Annotated in this window: 16 protein-coding genes and 1 pseudogene; 8 read left to right on the top strand and 9 right to left on the bottom strand. The window is 41.1% G+C overall.

Going from position 1 to position 16,438, the window contains the following annotated elements; genetic code table 11:
- Positions 1–46: 46 nt before the first annotated feature.
- A complete protein-coding gene (nadC, locus tag GKR74_RS03475; RefSeq protein ID WP_154602545.1) occupies positions 47–949 on the bottom strand; it encodes a carboxylating nicotinate-nucleotide diphosphorylase in 903 nt (300 codons plus the stop codon).
- A 101-nt stretch (positions 950–1,050) separates the two neighbouring features.
- Here nadC and ampD point away from each other — a divergent pair, with 101 nt between their 5' ends.
- The 7 genes from ampD (at position 1,051) to yacG (ending at position 6,647) form a co-directional block, all read left to right on the top strand.
- Entirely contained in the window at positions 1,051–1,587 is a 537-nt protein-coding gene (ampD, locus tag GKR74_RS03470; RefSeq protein WP_154602544.1) for a 1,6-anhydro-N-acetylmuramyl-L-alanine amidase AmpD, read from the top strand.
- A gap of 297 nt (positions 1,588–1,884) precedes the next feature.
- A complete protein-coding gene (ppdD, locus tag GKR74_RS03465; protein WP_154602543.1) occupies positions 1,885–2,310 on the top strand; it encodes a prepilin peptidase-dependent pilin in 426 nt (141 codons plus the stop codon).
- Positions 2,311–2,323: 13 nt separating this feature from the next.
- Positions 2,324–3,718, top strand: a complete 1,395-nt coding sequence (locus GKR74_RS03460; protein ID WP_154602542.1) for an ATPase, T2SS/T4P/T4SS family — start codon at positions 2,324–2,326, stop codon at positions 3,716–3,718.
- A 4-nt stretch (positions 3,719–3,722) separates the two neighbouring features.
- Positions 3,723–4,907 (top strand): type II secretion system F family protein, encoded by a 1,185-nt coding sequence (locus GKR74_RS03455; protein WP_154602541.1) that lies wholly within the window; start codon positions 3,723–3,725, stop codon positions 4,905–4,907.
- Between the two features lie 154 nt (positions 4,908–5,061).
- Complete coding sequence (coaE, locus tag GKR74_RS03450) at positions 5,062–5,667, top strand: dephospho-CoA kinase (protein WP_154602540.1); 606 nt, start codon at positions 5,062–5,064, stop codon at positions 5,665–5,667.
- An 8-nt stretch (positions 5,668–5,675) separates the two neighbouring features.
- A complete protein-coding gene (zapD, locus tag GKR74_RS03445; protein ID WP_154602539.1) occupies positions 5,676–6,434 on the top strand; it encodes a cell division protein ZapD in 759 nt (252 codons plus the stop codon).
- A gap of 15 nt (positions 6,435–6,449) precedes the next feature.
- Positions 6,450–6,647 (top strand): DNA gyrase inhibitor YacG, encoded by a 198-nt coding sequence (yacG, locus tag GKR74_RS03440; protein ID WP_132495795.1) that lies wholly within the window; start codon positions 6,450–6,452, stop codon positions 6,645–6,647.
- Between the two features lie 83 nt (positions 6,648–6,730).
- Here the strand turns inward: yacG and mutT are convergent, their stop codons facing one another.
- The 3 genes from mutT to secM all read right to left on the bottom strand — a co-directional run bounded on the left by mutT (position 6,731) and on the right by secM (position 10,524).
- Positions 6,731–7,129 carry an 8-oxo-dGTP diphosphatase MutT gene (mutT, locus tag GKR74_RS03435; protein ID WP_154602538.1) on the bottom strand — a complete coding sequence of 133 codons (399 nt, stop codon included), beginning with the start codon at positions 7,127–7,129 and terminating at the stop codon, positions 6,731–6,733.
- A gap of 60 nt (positions 7,130–7,189) precedes the next feature.
- The gene (secA, locus tag GKR74_RS03430; protein WP_036951189.1) at positions 7,190–9,901 is read right to left on the bottom strand and encodes a preprotein translocase subunit SecA; all 2,712 of its coding nucleotides are present in this window, start codon (positions 9,899–9,901) and stop codon (positions 7,190–7,192) included.
- A 95-nt stretch (positions 9,902–9,996) separates the two neighbouring features.
- Positions 9,997–10,524, bottom strand: a complete 528-nt coding sequence (secM, locus tag GKR74_RS03425; RefSeq protein WP_154602537.1) for a secA translation cis-regulator SecM — start codon at positions 10,522–10,524, stop codon at positions 9,997–9,999.
- A gap of 86 nt (positions 10,525–10,610) precedes the next feature.
- On the opposite strand from secM, the gene GKR74_RS03420 reads away from it, so the two are divergent.
- Entirely contained in the window at positions 10,611–11,132 is a 522-nt protein-coding gene (locus GKR74_RS03420; protein WP_154602536.1) for a DUF721 domain-containing protein, read from the top strand.
- Positions 11,133–11,168: 36 nt separating this feature from the next.
- On the opposite strand, the gene lpxC is transcribed toward GKR74_RS03420, so the two are convergent.
- From lpxC to GKR74_RS03395, 5 genes and pseudogenes are all read right to left on the bottom strand, one after another.
- Positions 11,169–12,086 carry a UDP-3-O-acyl-N-acetylglucosamine deacetylase gene (gene lpxC, locus GKR74_RS03415; RefSeq protein WP_006660764.1) on the bottom strand — a complete coding sequence of 306 codons (918 nt, stop codon included), beginning with the start codon at positions 12,084–12,086 and terminating at the stop codon, positions 11,169–11,171.
- A gap of 99 nt (positions 12,087–12,185) precedes the next feature.
- Positions 12,186–13,343, bottom strand: coding sequence for a cell division protein FtsZ (gene ftsZ, locus GKR74_RS03410; protein ID WP_036951193.1), 1,158 nt, complete (start codon positions 13,341–13,343; stop codon positions 12,186–12,188).
- Positions 13,344–13,400: 57 nt separating this feature from the next.
- Positions 13,401–14,657, bottom strand: a complete 1,257-nt coding sequence (gene ftsA, locus GKR74_RS03405) for a cell division protein FtsA (RefSeq protein WP_036951194.1) — start codon at positions 14,655–14,657, stop codon at positions 13,401–13,403.
- Positions 14,658–14,701: 44 nt separating this feature from the next.
- Entirely contained in the window at positions 14,702–15,514 is an 813-nt protein-coding gene (gene ftsQ / locus GKR74_RS03400; protein ID WP_154602535.1) for a cell division protein FtsQ, read from the bottom strand.
- A pseudogene (locus tag GKR74_RS03395) lies at positions 15,480–16,436 on the bottom strand (D-alanine--D-alanine ligase). The gene ftsQ and the pseudogene GKR74_RS03395 overlap by 35 nt, the downstream one beginning before the upstream one ends.
- Between the last annotated feature and the right edge of the window lie 2 nt (positions 16,437–16,438).

The raw sequence follows: 16,438 nt of genomic DNA, 5'->3' as shown, positions 1-16,438 counted from the left end.
TCCCCTTATCTTTGTAACCTCACGGTATAGCTTAAATCAGCTTAGACTAGCTTTTAGGTTCAATAAATCGCATTGAGAGGTCTAAAGCCTGAATATGTTTCGTCAATGCGCCTACTGAAATGAAATCAATGCCTGTCAGAGCAAATTCTCTGATTGTTTTATCTGTCACATTCCCTGATACTTCTAAAGCGGCTTTACCATCCGTGAGAACAACGGCATCTTTCATCATGTCAGTCGTAAAGTTATCAAGCATAATAATATCCGCTTGAGCTTTAAGAGCCTGTAATAGCTCATCTAGATTTTCGACTTCTACTTCAATAGGAACATCCGAATGAGCTTGGCGAGCAAGCGATACCGCTTGGGAAACAGAGCCCGCTGAAATAATATGATTTTCCTTGATTAAATAAGCATCAGACAAACCTAATCGGTGGTTATACCCGCCGCCCATGAGCACCGCATACTTTAATGCGCTTCGCAAACCAGGGATAGTTTTACGGGTGTCTAATAATTTAGTTCGAGTACCCTCAAGAAAGGCAACATACTTTGCTGTCACTGTAGAAACTGAAGATAGTGTTTGCACAAAATTCAACGCCGTTCTTTCCCCAGTGAGTAGAATCTGAGAAGGCCCTTGCATCTCACATAATACTTGGTCTGGTGAAACCTTATCGCCGTCTTGAACCTTCCAATCCACTTTAACTTTATTACCTAGCTGGTAAAAAACCTCCTCTAGCCATTTTTGCCCACAAAACACGCCTTCTTCACGGGTAATAATTCGAGCTGTGGCTTGGGACTCTTCATTTAATAACTGCCCTGTAATATCCCTTTTATAATCAATGACCTGCCCGAGATCTTCTTTTAAAGCAACACTGACCATAAAAGGAATGTCGGTAATCAATCTTGCCATTAACAATTTACGTCTTTCTTGTTCATCATAGCGTCGTGTAGTCATTATTTACTCCAAAATATGCACCCGTACGGATCTCAATTATGCTAATCTTTCTTAATTACGGGTACTTACAAAAAAGAAAAGAGCATACTATGGATACTGATATGAAAATACATGATGGTTGGTTAAATAATGTGACTCATATCCCTTCCCCACATCATGATGACCGCCCTGAGGGCGAAGAACCTTCACTTCTTGTCATTCACAATATCAGCCTTCCACCAGGACAGTTTGGTGGTTCTTATATTAACCAACTATTTACTGGCACTTTAAATCCCGAAGAACACCCTTTTTTCGATGAAATTAAACATCTACGTGTTTCAGCTCATTGCCTCATCCGTCGGGATGGCGAAATTATTCAATATGTTCCTTTCAACAAGCGTGCATGGCATGCAGGGCAATCTAATTATCAAGGGCGAGAAAAATGTAACGACTTCTCTATTGGCATCGAGTTAGAAGGTACGGATTATGAAGCCTTCACTGAAGCTCAATATATAGCTTTAGCCAAGCTCACTAAGTTACTGATAACTGAATTTCCGCAGATCGAGCAGAATATTACAGGTCATAGCGATATTGCTCCCCATCGAAAGACTGACCCAGGCCCTTACTTTGATTGGCAGCACTATAAAAACGCACTCTAAGCTTTCCCAATTAATAATTTTTACGAATTATCCGCCTATTATCTTAGCTAATGAGGGTAACCGCCCCCATTAGCCCCTCTTCCTGATATGCCTCTATTTATATCAGTCTGACAAACTCATTTTTATTAGAAAAAATATTCTTGGTATATTTTTGCGAGAACGCTCGAAATAAAATGAGACAACTCACCGTTTGCAAGAACATTTTACAAAGCCACTCGTAACCTGAATTTTCAATTCGTATTTTCACTAAAAAACTCTTTTATGATGCAGCCTCACACTATCAAGGAGGTTTTATTTATGGATCAGAAGGGATTTTCTTTAATCGAAATCATGGTTGTTATTGCAATTATCTCAATACTCAGCGCCGTCGCTATACCGGGTTATCAAAGCTACATGCAAAGAGCCGCAATGACTGATGTACTACAAACGATCTTGCCTTATAAAAACAGTGTGGAACTGTGCAGCTTTAACCAAGGCCTTTTAGCCAAATGTAATTCAGGAAAAGAAGATATACCGAGCAATATAAAAGGAAAATATCTAAAACAGATTGATGCGAAAGCAGGCGTCATTACCTTTGTTGGTGACAAAACATTAACAGGCCTTACGGGTATTTTGACACCCACTAACTCAACAGCCACATCACCATTTTCATGGAGTATCAGTTGCCAAGCTGATACTAATGCAGATCTAAAAAAACTTTGTGAAAAAACACTGAGCTTCTAATTAAGGGATTAACATGCGGACATCTAGGGAAAGCCATTATATTTTCAAAGAACTCAAAGTGCTTTGTGATAAAAACTATATCGTGATTATCGATTACAACGAAAAAAGGTTATCCATCGCCACGATAGAAAAACCCAATGACAATTTATTATCCACATTACGTTTTATTGCCAGCGTTCCTGTTTGTTATGAAATATGGCCTAAAGAAAAAATTGATCATTATTTCAATCGCCATGTTTTAGAAATCAATGAAGATGAAAATGATTATCAGGCTAACACTATTGAACCTATCAACGTGGCATCTCCTGCTGTTGATTTTGTCGATGATTTATTAAAGATGGCAGTAAGAAAGCGTGCATCTGATATTCACCTTGAACCAACCAAACATAACCTAAAAATTCGCCTTAGAGTGGATGGAAAACTCTACGTTATCCCTTCACCACCCCATGAAATAAACAGTGAGGTTATTGCCCGAATAAAAATATTATCAAAAATGAATATTGCGGAAAAAAGAATACCACAGGATGGACAAATGAATTGGAGCTTTGAGCGAAAGAACTTTAGCATCCGTCTTTCCAGCATGCCCACACTTCATGGCGAGAAATTAGTTCTGAGATTATTAAATACTCAGCTAAAATACTCTCTTGAACAAATTGGGATGTGCCCGACTTTATTACCCCTATTAAAAAACACATTAAAAAAACCGCAAGGATTGATTCTCGTGACGGGCCCCACTGGTAGCGGGAAAACTGTCACACTTTATAGTGCACTGGAATACCTTAATCAAACATCAAGAAATATATCCACCATTGAAGACCCTATTGAGATCCCCCTTGGGGGGATCAACCAAACACAAGTACACGAAAAATATTCACTTACTTTTGCGTTTATTCTTCGTGCACTACTTCGGCAAGATCCTGATGTTATTATGATTGGTGAAATTAGAGACGAAGAAACTGCTCAAATAGCAGCTCGAGCAGCACAAACAGGGCACCTTGTTCTATCAACACTTCATACTAATTGTACTGTCAGTGCCATTACACGCATGGAGCAACTAGGCGTTGACAGAAATCAACTTCAATCTTGTTTAAAAATGGTTATCGCTCAGCGCTTAGTGAGAAAACTTTGCACATACTGTAAACAAGAAACGGTACATATTACTCCGATAAACTCAATGCAGAATATTAACGAATACCACTCTACAGGGTGTGAACACTGTTTTTCTGGGTTTATGGGGCGCACTGCAATTTATGAATACCTCGATCAAGCACAGCTCGATTTAATATTAAAAGACAATGGTAAATTAGCTGATAATTTCAAAAATCTATTTCAAGCAAGTCTTGAGCGAGTCGAAGCTGGAGAAACAACATTACAAGAAATTTATTCTATTATCGGACAAGGAGAGTAAATTAATGTTTATCTATAATTACACCTCACTTGAAAATAATTCGTATATAACTGATAGCTTAGTAGCAAAAAATAAACAACAAGCTTTTTTAGATATAATTAAACGAGGACAAACGCCAATATCCATAAAGTTTAAATCTATATTTATATTGGACAAGGAAAATTTAAACTACAGAATTCATTTCTTCCATCAGCTAAATATACTATCTTCATCAGGAATCAGTTTATTAAAATGTTTTCAATTACTTCAACTTAATTGTCATTTACCCTTTTGGAAGAACCTCATTAATCAAGCAATCAATGATTTAGAAAAGGGTATTAGTTTTATTAAGAACTTAGAAAGTCACCCACGTATTTTTAATAGTACAATAATTAGCTTAATCGCAATCGCCGAAAAAACGGGAAAATATGATGAAAGCTTTTTGATCATCAAGAATATGCTTGAACATAATCAAAAAACATCAATCTTAATAAAAAAAGCCTTGCGTTACCCAGTTACCCTCGTAGGGTTCTCTGGCCTATTACTTATCATTATGCTGGTTTTTGTCATTCCGCAGTTTATTGATATTTACGAAAGTTTTCAACAGGAATTACCATCCATAACTAAGGTCGTTATTATCATATCGGATACTCTGATTGAGAATTTTCAATGGCTACTATTAACACTGTCCACCACTATATTCTTATTTATTAAATATAGGTCATATGTATCCAGAAAACTGAGCCATTTAATGCAGTATCTTCCTTATATCAATAACATCATCAGAGCCAAAAATTTGAACATCTACTTTTTAACATTATCTTCCACATTAAAATCAGGATTACCCCTCATGGAATGCCTTGATTGCTCAACTAAAACGATAGTGCATCATAAATACAAGGAAGAATGTCATGAAATTTATCACTCCGTTCTTAGAGGAGCTTCATTATCCGATGCAATGAAAAATACTCAGCTCTTTCCAAAATTAGTAGTTCAGTTAATTTCCTTGGCGGAAGAATCTGGCAAACTAGAATATTTTGCAGTATATTTATTTAAGTATTATTCAAGGCAATATAAGACTATTACGGAGCATCACCTTAAGAGCCTTGAACCTATATTACTCTTATTTATAGCTATCATTATCTGCCTAATAATGTTTGCTATGTATTTACCAATATTTAAATTAGGCTCAGTCATTTCTGGAATGTAGCTTATTACATAAAGAAAACAGTTCAATTTAGAGAGTAAAAATAGATTGAAATCACACATATATCCATAACATGATAACTTGACTCAATTGTATACAGACAAATTAAAACTTTCAGTGTAACCTGACTTATTTCCCGTAAACTAATGAATCATTTATGTCTTATATCGTTGCCCTCACTGGGGGGATAGGAAGTGGTAAAACAACCGTTGCCAACGAATTTGCTAAACTAGGGGTGCCACTTGTTGATGCTGATGTCATCGCCCGCCAAGTTGTTGAACCTAATACCCCTGCATTGATCAGCATTCAACAGCACTTTGGTCAAGATGTGTTAAACCATGATGGCACTTTAAATAGAGGTTTCTTACGGACAGTTGTTTTTTCCGAGCCTAAGGAAAAAGCGTGGCTAAATGCGCTGCTTCATCCTTTGATAAAACAAGAAACGCAGACACAACTTCAGCAGGCTAACTATCCTTATGTTTTATGGGTAATCCCCCTGCTTATTGAAAATAAAATTTCGCATTTAGCAGATCGTGTTCTTGTCGTTGATGTAACAAGAGAAGAACAAATAGAAAGAACGATTAGACGCGATGACACCAGCCTAGAGCATGTTATTAATATATTAAATGCTCAAGCATCTCGAGAAGAAAGGTTGTCATATGCTGACGATATCATCACTAATCATACAGATGATACTGAGCTGCCAAATAGAGTTGCAGAACTACACAAGCAATACCTAGCACTTGCAGCACAAAAAGAATAGGAATGAGCATGAGCGAAAAAATCGAAACAACTTTGGTTACTTATGAATATCCAATGAATGAAAAAATTCGTTCTTGGCTGCGGCTTGAAACATTATTAATGCAAATCTATGAACAGAGCCATATAACCTCCTACTCCTCTGGAATCGCCTTTTTCCGCTCTGTTTCTGAACTGATTGAAATATTGGATAGAGGTGAAGTTCGCTCAGACCTTATCAAAGAACTCGAAAGACAAAAAAGTAGGCTACTCAGTTGGGCTGATGCTCCAAATGTTGATAAAACATTAATCACCTCTCTTTTAAATGACCTAACACCGAAAATAAGCAGTTTAATGTCTGCGCCTCGATTTGGCCATCAACTACGCAATGATAAAATTATTAGCATGGTTCGCCAACGTCTCAGCATTCCCGGTGGATGCTGTAACTTTGATTTACCCACCCTTCAACTGTGGTTAAACATCCCTCAATCAGATAGAGATAATGAAATAAAAAGCTGGCTAAATAGTTTAGACCCTCTGCAAGATGCCTTAAAAACCGCGTTATTACTAATCCGCCAGAATGGCAGTTTTGAACCTGCCGAATCTCACAATGGTTTTTTCCAAGGTAATGTCGAAGGAAAAGAGCTTTTACGTATTAAATTATCACCAGAGCATTTGATATACCCTCAAATTTCAGGGCATAAAACGCGTTTTGCCTTACGTTTTCTTCATATCGATAGTGAGAATGGTATACTCCCAGACGTAATTCATTTTCAGTTAGCCTGTTGTTAGTTTGAGAGTCGATGTATGAATGAAATTATTGAAGTCAATTGTCCGACTTGCCAAAAAGTCGTGACTTGGAATGAATCCAGTCCTTTTCGTCCATTTTGCAGTAAGAGATGTCAATTGATTGATCTAGGCGAGTGGGCCGCCGAAGAAAAACGCATAGAAAGCCAAGGTGATATTTCCGATAGCGATAATTGGAGTGAAGCACCCGAGCATTAATTTCACTTTATCTGTGTTGATAATGAAAATAGCCAAATCTCTACATTAGGCTATTTTCATTCTTCATTACTGACGACTGGTTGTTACGCGTCCTTAATCAGCATATCAACAATCACGCGATTAGCAGGTGGAAACTCTTCAGCAATTAAGCTTTGCTGCTCAATCCAACGTGATTTTTGCCCTTCTTTTCCATAAGGGTCATTTTTCCAGCCTGAAACCATAAAGAAATAGAGCGTAATAAATCTATCGTCAAATTCATGATCAACTTGATGGAATAGATCACAGTCAGTCACCGCAATACCCACTTCTTCTTCCAATTCACGGATCAGTGCGTCCTTCGGGTCTTCCCCCTTTTCTAGCTTCCCACCAGGAAATTCCCAAAACCCAGCCATGTGAGTACCTTCTGGTCGCTGAGTAATAAAAATATGTTGCTGAGCATTACGAATGATCCCAGCGGCAATATGCAGATGTTTTTTTTCCATAATTTCTTCATTAAAAAGGCGGGTTTCCCCGCCTTTATTGATTATTTACTGAATTCTAAATTAATTTAAGCGGCCATGGCACTGCTTGTATTTTTTACCAGAACCGCAAGGGCATGGATCATTACGACCAATTTTATTACCTTGGGTTGCAATCTTCGCTTCTGCTTCTGTCATTAGCGATTCAGCTTCAGCCTCATGGCTTAAATGCTGTTTCTTCGCCAAACGTTCAGCTTCTTCACGACGTTGCTGCTCTAATGCTTCAACTTCTTCCGGTAAACGTACTTGTACTTTTGACAAGGTACTGATCACTTCATATTTCAATGCTTCCAACATATTGGCAAACATACTGAAGGACTCACGTTTGTATTCTTGTTTTGGATCTTTTTGCGCATAGCCACGTAAATGGATACCTTGACGTAAATAGTCCATGGAAGCTAAATGCTCTTTCCATAATGTATCCAGCGTTTGCAACATAACGCCTTTTTCGAAATTACGCATTGCTTCAGAGCTAACGATCTCTTCTTTACGCTGGTAAATTTCAATCGCTTTTTCCATGATACGTTCGCGTAAAGTTTCTTCGTGAAGTTCAGGCTCTTTGTCTAACCACTCTTGAATTGGTAAATCGAGGTCAAAATCGTTCACTAAACGTTTTTGCAGACCATCAATATCCCACATTTCTTCCAGTGATTGAGGCGGAATATATGCATCAATAATAGTGGTAAAGACATCTTCACGAATGCTGTCTACGGTTTCTTTAATATCGCCGCCATCCAGCAGTTCATTACGCTGAGTATAGATAGCACGACGTTGGTCACTTGCCACATCATCATATTCAAGTAATTGTTTACGAATATCAAAGTTACGGCTTTCAACTTTACGCTGTGCGTTAGCAATTGCTTTTGTTACCCAAGGGTGTTCAATAGCTTCGCCCGGTTTCATACCCAGTTTTTTCATCATGCCCGTAACACGGTCTGATGCGAAGATACGCATTAAAGCATCTTCCATAGACAGATAGAAACGTGATGAACCAGCATCACCTTGACGTCCCGCACGACCACGTAACTGGTTATCGATACGGCGAGATTCATGGCGCTCTGTACCAATGATATGTAAACCGCCAGCCGCTAACACTTCATCGTGACGAATTTTCCAGTTCGCTTTGATTTCATCAATTTGTTCTTGCGTTGGGTTCTCTAGCGCAGCCACTTCTGACTGCCAGCTTCCCCCTAACATGATATCGGTACCACGACCCGCCATGTTAGTTGCGATGGTTACAGCGCTTTTTTGCCCCGCATTAGCGATAATATCAGCTTCCATTGCGTGGAATTTCGCATTCAATACGTTATGAGCAATTTTTGCTTTAGTCAGCGCATGCGAAATTAATTCAGATTTTTCAATTGAAATGGTACCGACCAGAACTGGCTGACCTTTGGCGGTTTTATCACGGATATCTTCAATAATTGCTTCAAATTTGTCTGCTTCAGTCATATAGACTAAATCAGGCATATCCTTACGAACCATTGGACGGTTAGTTGGGATAACAATCGTATCCAGTTTATAGATTGAGCTAAATTCGAATGCTTCGGTATCCGCAGTACCGGTCATACCCGCTAATTTTTCGTATAAGCGGAAATAGTTCTGGAAAGTAATCGATGCCAATGTTTGGTTTTCATTATGGATCTCAACACCTTCTTTTGCTTCAACAGCTTGGTGCAGACCATCAGACCAACGGCGCCCTTCCATTGTACGACCAGTATGTTCGTCGACAATAATGACTTGGTTATCTTTAACAATATAGTCAACATCACGAGTAAACAGTGCGTGTGCACGTAAACCTGCCATGACGTGGTGCATCAGCATAATGTTTGATGGTGAATAAAGCGACTCGCCTTCATCCATTAAACCAGCTTTTGCCAGTAATTCTTCAACCAGAACCAGACCGCGCTCTGTGATTGTTACCTGACGAGATTTTTCATCAACCGAGAAGTGACCTTCACCTTGGAAAGTGTCTGAGTCTTCTTTTTCTTGGCGAACGAGTTTTGGGATCAGTTTGTCCACTTTGATGTACAGATCCGAGCTATCTTCCGCTGGGCCTGAAATGATTAGTGGCGTACGCGCTTCATCGATAAGGATAGAGTCCACCTCATCCACTAATGCGTAATGCAGTTTACGTTGAACGCGATCTTCTGGGCTAAATGCCATGTTGTCACGTAAATAGTCGAAACCAAATTCGTTGTTAGTACCGTAAGTAATGTCTTCCGCATAAGCTTGACGCTTTGCAGGTGGAGCCATACCCGATAAGTTAATACCCACGGTTAAGCCTAAAAACTCGAATAATGGGCGGTTATTTTCCGCATCTCGTTTTGCTAGGTAGTCGTTCACGGTAACAACGTGAACCCCTTTGCCTGATAATGCGTTAATGTATGCTGGCAGCGTTGCAGTCAGTGTTTTACCTTCACCTGTACGCATTTCTGCGATGCAGCGCTCGTTCAGTACCATACCACCGATTAACTGAACGTCGAAGTGACGCATACCGAAGACACGTTTACTTGCTTCACGCACTGTCGCAAACGCTTCAGGGATCATATTTTCAATGCTTTCGCCTTGTTTTAAACGCTCACGAAATTCTACGGTTTTGGCCTTCAGCTCGTCATCCGATAATTTCTCAAACTCAGGCTCTAACTTGTTAATTTTTTCCACTTCTTTACGCAGACGGCGCAGAGTACGGTCATTACGGCTACCAAATACTTTGGTTAATAGTTTAGTTAACATATTTTTTCTCAGGTAAATCAATTAATTATTTGAATTAGTGGTTTTTGACACGACGAGAAGCGACCCAATGGTAGGCTTTACATCGCTAAATGGATTTAGGCGAAAAAGGGGCCAGCCCGAATGCCATGTACCTGAGCAACCCAAATCGCGGGCTGATAAACAGTAAAGAGAGGGTAGATATGTTCGCTAGCTTGAGTCGTTGCCACATCCCATTGTAAAGATCGCTGCGCCAACATCGCGTACAGCGTATCTAACATTAATTGAGGGGCAAATAGCGTCTCTTTTTGTAGCTTACTTTTGTCGGTATCTTCATCTTCAGTTGCTGAAAAGGCAAAAGTCAGTTGGCGGATAACATTACGTACCGCATGTTGCTGCCAGTAATTGACCGAGTAAGAAGACGAGGATGAAGAGCGTTGGGAGTTCTGCTGTGCAAATAAGTTATCGAAAGCATTTACAGCTTGGCTTTGTCGATTCGCTGGCGCAGAATTAACTTGAGTTTGCTGAGATTCTGATAAGGCATTTAAAATTGTAGGCAAGCCAACACCCGTAGCCACAACACCTAATAACAGGTGGGACCAAAAGTATCGTCTACCTAAATGTCGCCAAAAATTTAAAATGCCCATCAAACTCTTATATAATTTATAGATTAAAGTATGATTCCCAATTATGTTCTGACATCTTTAGCAATCGCGTAAAATGAGAGTTCACAATGAGAGATAGTCATCCACAAGCACTTTTCGATGTTCTCGAAGAGTCTCTGGCGAAAACATCAAACACTTTACAAACTATTCAGCGAAATGCAAAAGCTATTCTAAAATTGAATCGTGTTGTAAAAAGTTTGCTGCCAGCAGAAATTAAACCCATGTGTCGAGTGGCAAACTACCGTAATAACATTATGGTTATCGAAGTGGCTAATGCCAGTTGGATGACCCGCCTTAATTACGAGAAAATGAATCTTACTTCTGCATTAAGGTCGTCTATTCTACCATCTTTATCTTCCATCGACATCAGAATCAACCCCGATCTTATACGAAAATCTAAGCAAAATAGCTCATTGAATAAGCAATCAGTGAATCAAAAAGAAAATCGTAATCAAAGACAGATTAGTACGCAGACCGCAGAGCAGTTATTAAGATTAGCGAAAAAGAGCCCGAAGGGATTAAAAGAGAAATTTGAGCGGCTGGCTGCATTAGCCGGAGAGAGTACTAATGCAACCAACAGAAAAGGCTAACCCTGGCTGGCAGAGATAGCCGCATAATAGAAACTATTATGCAAATACAGTCGAAGGCGCTTTGAATGCCAGAGGTAATTCAGCTTCGTCTTCAAAGGTCACTAGATCCCAAGCAGATTCTTTAGCCAGAACCGCTTGCAGCAATTTGTTATTCAATGCGTGACCAGATTTGAATGCAGTGAATGCACCAATAATGTTATGTCCACACATGAATAAGTCACCAATTGCATCGAGCATTTTGTGACGAACGAATTCATCTTCAAAGCGTAAACCATCTTCGTTGAGCACTTTATAGTCATCAACGACGATAGCACAGTCAAAACTACCGCCTAAGCATAGGCCTTTCGATTGTAGATATTCAATGTCACGCATGAAACCGAAAGTACGCGCGCGGCTAATTTGGTTTACAAAAGATTCTGCAGAGAAATCCATTGCATAGCGTTGCGTGCTGCTATCAATCGCAGGGTGTTGGAAATCGATAGTGAAATCTAGGCTAAAACCATTGTATGGGGACATTTCTGCCCACTTATCACCATCTTCAACACGTACAGTTTCTTTAATGCGTAAGAATTTCTTCGCACAATTTAATTCTTCAATACCGCCATCTAGCAGTAAGAAAACAAACGGTGCAGCACTGCCATCCATAATCGGGATTTCAGGCGCATTGACTTCAATAACAATGTTATCGATGCCTAATCCTGCTAAAGCAGCATTCAAATGTTCAACCGTCGAAATACGCACGTTATCTTCGTTGACTAAGCAAGTACATAACATAGTATCGCGAACTGATTTCGCATCTGCCGGAAAATCTACCGGTGGATTAAGGTCAGTACGACGGTAGATGACCCCGGTATTGGCCGGTGCCGGACGTAAAGTAAGCGTAACTTTCTTGCCGGTATGTAAACCAACACCAGTCGCTTTAATAATACGTTTAAGTGTCCGTTGTTTGATCATCGTATTTTCTCGCAATGTTATAAGTCCTACTGGCTATCTTAATTGATAACCAGTAGAAAATTTTAGCACAAAAAGCGGAAAAACCAATCTAATTAAAAATTAATCGGCCTGTTTACGCAAGAAAGCTGGGATATCTAAGTAATCCGGCTCTTTATTTACTTGTGTATTTTGGTCGTTAACGGCTTTTGCAGCTGGTTTTTCATCATTTAATGAAGACATGCTATTTTGCATTTGCTGATAGCGTTGCTCCATAGAAGCTTGCTGAGACATTTTATTGCTAACTAAAGTAATTTCTGGACGTTTGTCCATACCAATACCTGTAGCAACAACAGTCACGCGCAATTCTTCATGCATTTCTGGGTCTAAAGAGGTACCGATTACGACAGTCGCATTATCTGATGCGAATGCACGAATGGTATTACCCACTGTTTCAAACTCATCCAAGCGCAGGTCAAAACCAGCAGTGATGTTGACCAGAACACCACGCGCGCCAGATAGGTCGATATCTTCCAGAAGTGGGCTAGAAATTGCCATTTCAGCAGCTTCTTCCGCTCTATCTTCGCCACGAGCCACACCAGAACCCATCATCGCGTAGCCCATTTCTGACATCACGGTACGTACGTCAGCAAAGTCCACGTTCATTAAACCTGGGCGAGTGATTAGCTCAGCGATACCTTGAACTGCACCTTTTAATACGTCGTTAGCCGCACCAAAAGCATCCAGTAAAGAGATACCACGACCAAGTACTTTCAGTAACTTGTCGTTAGGGATAGTGATCAGCGAGTCAACGTGCTTGGATAGCTCAGTGATACCCGCTTCCGCGAATGCCATACGTTTTTTGCCTTCGAAATTGAATGGCTTAGTCACGACAGCAACGGTTAGGATACCTAATTCTTTAGCAACTTCAGCAACGACTGGCGCAGCACCAGTACCCGTACCACCGCCCATACCTGCAGCGATGAACACCATATCTGCGCCATCAAGAGCATTGCGCAGTGCTTCACGGTCTTCTTCCGCCGCGTTACGGCCAACTTCTGGGTTTGCACCCGCACCCAGACCTTTAGTAATACCTGTACCGATCTGAATGGTTTGTCCGACTGCGGTTTTACGCAGGGCTTGTGCGTCGGTGTTGACTGCAAAGAACTCAACACCTTCAATGCGCTCGCGTACCATGTGTTCAACGGCATTTCCGCCGCCGCCGCCAACGCCGATGACTTTAATCACCGCATCGTTGGTTAGCTCCATTGGTTCAAACATAATGTCTCTCCGTTTTGTGCTTACTATTGAAGCTAATAATATGCTTCTAAATAAAAATTAAAATTCTTTTCTCAGCCAGCTAGTGAGCTTACTAAACCACCCGCTAACTGAAGCACGTTTTTCCGTCTCGGTATCATCGCCAAGGTGGCTTTCTTTACCGTAATGCAGAAGCCCTACCGCTGTGGAGTAGTACGGCTCCTGAGCATAATCCGTTAATCCTGTTATATTAAGTGGGGTACCGATTCTGACCTGTGTATGGAACACTTTTTGAGCGCATTCAACTAACCCGTCAATTTGTGCTGCCCCACCGGTCAAAACTATCCCTGCCGCTAAGTGGTGTTTGACACCTTGCTGGCGTAACTGTTCCTGTAAATTTAAAATTTCTTCATTTACTAAATTTAACAGCTCAGTATACCGTGGCTCAATCACTTCCGCTAAGGTTTGACGCTGTAAACTTCTCGGTGGACGACCGCCAACACTCGGTACTTCCACCGTTTCATCTTTACTCACAATCGAACCGACTGCACAACCGTGACGCACTTTAATCGCTTCTGCGTCTGTTGGCGGCGTACCAAATGCGTAAGCAATATCACTTGTTACCACATTACCTGCGTATGGGATCACTTTGGTATGACGCAAAGCACCACCCGTATAAACTGCCATGTCCATTGTGCCGCCACCGACATCAACAACACAGACACCTAATTCGCGCTCATCTTCAGTCAACACACTGTAGCTTGCAGCAAGACCGGCAAAAATAAGCTGGTCAACTTTTAACCCGCAACGCTCAACGGCTTTCACAATGTTCTTTGCCATATCGTTATGGCAAGTGATCAGATGAACTTTAGCTTGCATACGAACACCAGAAAGACCGACTGGATTTTTAATGCCTTCTTGGTAGTCAATCGCGAATTCTTGCGGGATAACATGCAAAATTCGGTGTTCGTCTTTAACTCGGACAGATTTCGCCGTATGAACGACGCTGTCCACGTCTTCTTGTGTCACTTCTTCTTCTGAGATTGGCACCATACCAATTTCATTTTGGCAGCTCACATGTTTACCCGATAAAGCAAGGTAAACAGAAGAAATTTGGCAATCTGCCATTAATTCAGCTTGGTCAATCGCTCTTTGGACGCATTTAACAACCGACTCAAGATCGTTAACGCCACCTTTGTCCATTCCGCGAGATGGACAGCTTCCCACCCCAATAATATTAACCATACCATCGGGCAGAATTTCTCCTACAAGGGCTGACACCTTGGAAGTTCCAATTTCAAGGCCTACCACTAATTTTCTGTCCGTCGCTTTAATCATTTGCTTCTGCCTATCTGCCTAATTTGAGTTATTAGCAATTTGTCTTATTGGAAGCCTTGCGGTGCGTCAACTAATAGAGGAGCCCACCCCACCGCTGCCCCACTGGTATAACGCAAATCAACATAGTCGACGCGTTTATCAGTCGTTTGCTGTAAAAGCGGATAAAGCTCGAGAAAACGGTTTAACCGCTCTAACACATCTTTTTTCCCAAGTTCGACTCTTACATCATTATCTAAAATAATCTGCCATGCATGGCGCGCTGTCATAGAAACGGATTTTAGTTTCAAGTTATTTTTCGCCAAAATACCACTTAGCACAGCAAATTCTTTCAAAACCTCTGTTTGGCTTCCTTGCGGACCATACAGCAACACATAATCGCCTTTACCATTTTGACTTGGTGGAAGGGTAAATACGCGCCCTTCTTGGTCGACCATGTTTTGGTCATTCCATCTTGCGTAGGGTTTGTACTCCGCAATATGGATTTTTAATTCATCCGGCCACTGTTTACGCACTGTAACTTGGCGTATCCATGGCATCATACTGATTTGGTTTTGAATCGCATTCACATCCACCGTCATAAAGGTTCCCGGCTGACCTAATGACAAAATTGCCTTTCGTACATCGTCATTGGTGGTGTAGTTGCGCTCTCCCGTTAATATCAGTTTGGACATTGGCAGCCTATCGGCATCCTTCATCCAGTTCATCACAGTCCAGCCGCTCCACACAATGGTGCCGACGACCATCAGGAAGAAAATCAATCCGCCCAGAAAAGCCCCATTACTTGGTCTTGAGCGCGGATCTTCATCTTGACCGCTATTCTGATTATGATGCCTTACGTTTAACGCTGCCTGTGACATATCAACTAGCCAATTCCAAAATACGTACCACTAACTGCGAAAAATCCAAACCGGCTTGACGCGCAGCCATTGGAACTAAACTGTGACTGGTCATTCCCGGCGAAGTATTCACTTCGAGTAAATAGAATTCCCCATCACTATCTTGCATCACATCAACCCGTCCCCAGCCACGACAGCCTACCGCTTGATAAGCTTGCATTGCGATATCTGCCAGTTTCGCTTCGAGGTCGCTTGTTAAACCACTTGGGCAGAAATATTGAGTCTCATCGGACAAATACTTCGCTTCATAGTCATAAAAAATACCCGGTGGCTGAATGCGAATCGAAGGTAGAACCTCGTCACCCAATACCGCGACCGTATACTCAGGGCCACTTAACCACTTTTCAATCAACAACGTATCGTCAAACTGGAAAGCAAGCTCAATGGCTTCTGGCAGTGCATCCAGAGAGTCAACTTTGCTCATTCCAACACTGGAACCTTCCAAACTCGGTTTAACGATAAGTGGCAGTCCTAAGTGCTTAACTTGCTGAGCTAACTGCTCTTTTTTAATATTAGTATATTTCTGCTTGTTAAGTGAAATATATGGAGAAACACTTAATCCAGCGCCTTGCCAAAGTTGTTTGGTGCGCAGTTTATCCATACTCAGTGCAGATGCCATTACGCCACTGCCAGTGTATGGAAGCCCCAGAAACTCAAGCATACCTTGGATCGTGCCGTCTTCCCCGCCACGACCATGTAAGGCGATAAACGCTTTATCAAAACCAGCTTCTTTCAATGTCACAACAGGGAAATCTTGGGTATCAATTGGATGCGCATCAACGCCCGCTTGGCGTAATCCCGCCAATACGGCATTGCCAGACTGAAGTGACACTTCACGTTCAGCAGATGTGCCGCCAAATAGAACCGCGATTTTTTCTGTCATGC

It is taken from the genome of Providencia sp. wls1914, assembly GCF_009706645.1.
GTDB lineage: Bacteria > Pseudomonadota > Gammaproteobacteria > Enterobacterales > Enterobacteriaceae > Providencia > Providencia zhijiangensis.
The sequence above is the reverse complement of the archived record's forward strand: the minus strand, read 5'-3'. Positions and strand labels throughout refer to the sequence as shown.

Coding starts and splice junctions, on each gene's coding strand:
- coaE (WP_154602540.1), top strand. CDS start 5,062: ATGTCTTATATCGTTGCCCTCACTGGGGGGATAGGAAGTGGTAAAACA.
- ftsZ (WP_036951193.1), bottom strand. CDS start 13,343: ATGTTTGAACCAATGGAGCTAACCAACGATGCGGTGATTAAAGTCATC.
- ftsQ (WP_154602535.1), bottom strand. CDS start 15,514: ATGTCACAGGCAGCGTTAAACGTAAGGCATCATAATCAGAATAGCGGT.
- GKR74_RS03455 (WP_154602541.1), top strand. CDS start 3,723: ATGTTTATCTATAATTACACCTCACTTGAAAATAATTCGTATATAACT.
- ppdD (WP_154602543.1), top strand. CDS start 1,885: ATGGATCAGAAGGGATTTTCTTTAATCGAAATCATGGTTGTTATTGCA.
- GKR74_RS03420 (WP_154602536.1), top strand. CDS start 10,611: ATGAGAGATAGTCATCCACAAGCACTTTTCGATGTTCTCGAAGAGTCT.
- secA (WP_036951189.1), bottom strand. CDS start 9,901: ATGTTAACTAAACTATTAACCAAAGTATTTGGTAGCCGTAATGACCGT.
- secM (WP_154602537.1), bottom strand. CDS start 10,524: ATGGGCATTTTAAATTTTTGGCGACATTTAGGTAGACGATACTTTTGG.
- zapD (WP_154602539.1), top strand. CDS start 5,676: ATGAGCGAAAAAATCGAAACAACTTTGGTTACTTATGAATATCCAATG.
- ftsA (WP_036951194.1), bottom strand. CDS start 14,657: ATGATTAAAGCGACGGACAGAAAATTAGTGGTAGGCCTTGAAATTGGA.
- nadC (WP_154602545.1), bottom strand. CDS start 949: ATGACTACACGACGCTATGATGAACAAGAAAGACGTAAATTGTTAATG.
- ampD (WP_154602544.1), top strand. CDS start 1,051: ATGAAAATACATGATGGTTGGTTAAATAATGTGACTCATATCCCTTCC.
- lpxC (WP_006660764.1), bottom strand. CDS start 12,086: ATGATCAAACAACGGACACTTAAACGTATTATTAAAGCGACTGGTGTT.
- GKR74_RS03460 (WP_154602542.1), top strand. CDS start 2,324: ATGCGGACATCTAGGGAAAGCCATTATATTTTCAAAGAACTCAAAGTG.
- mutT (WP_154602538.1), bottom strand. CDS start 7,129: ATGGAAAAAAAACATCTGCATATTGCCGCTGGGATCATTCGTAATGCT.
- yacG (WP_132495795.1), top strand. CDS start 6,450: ATGAATGAAATTATTGAAGTCAATTGTCCGACTTGCCAAAAAGTCGTG.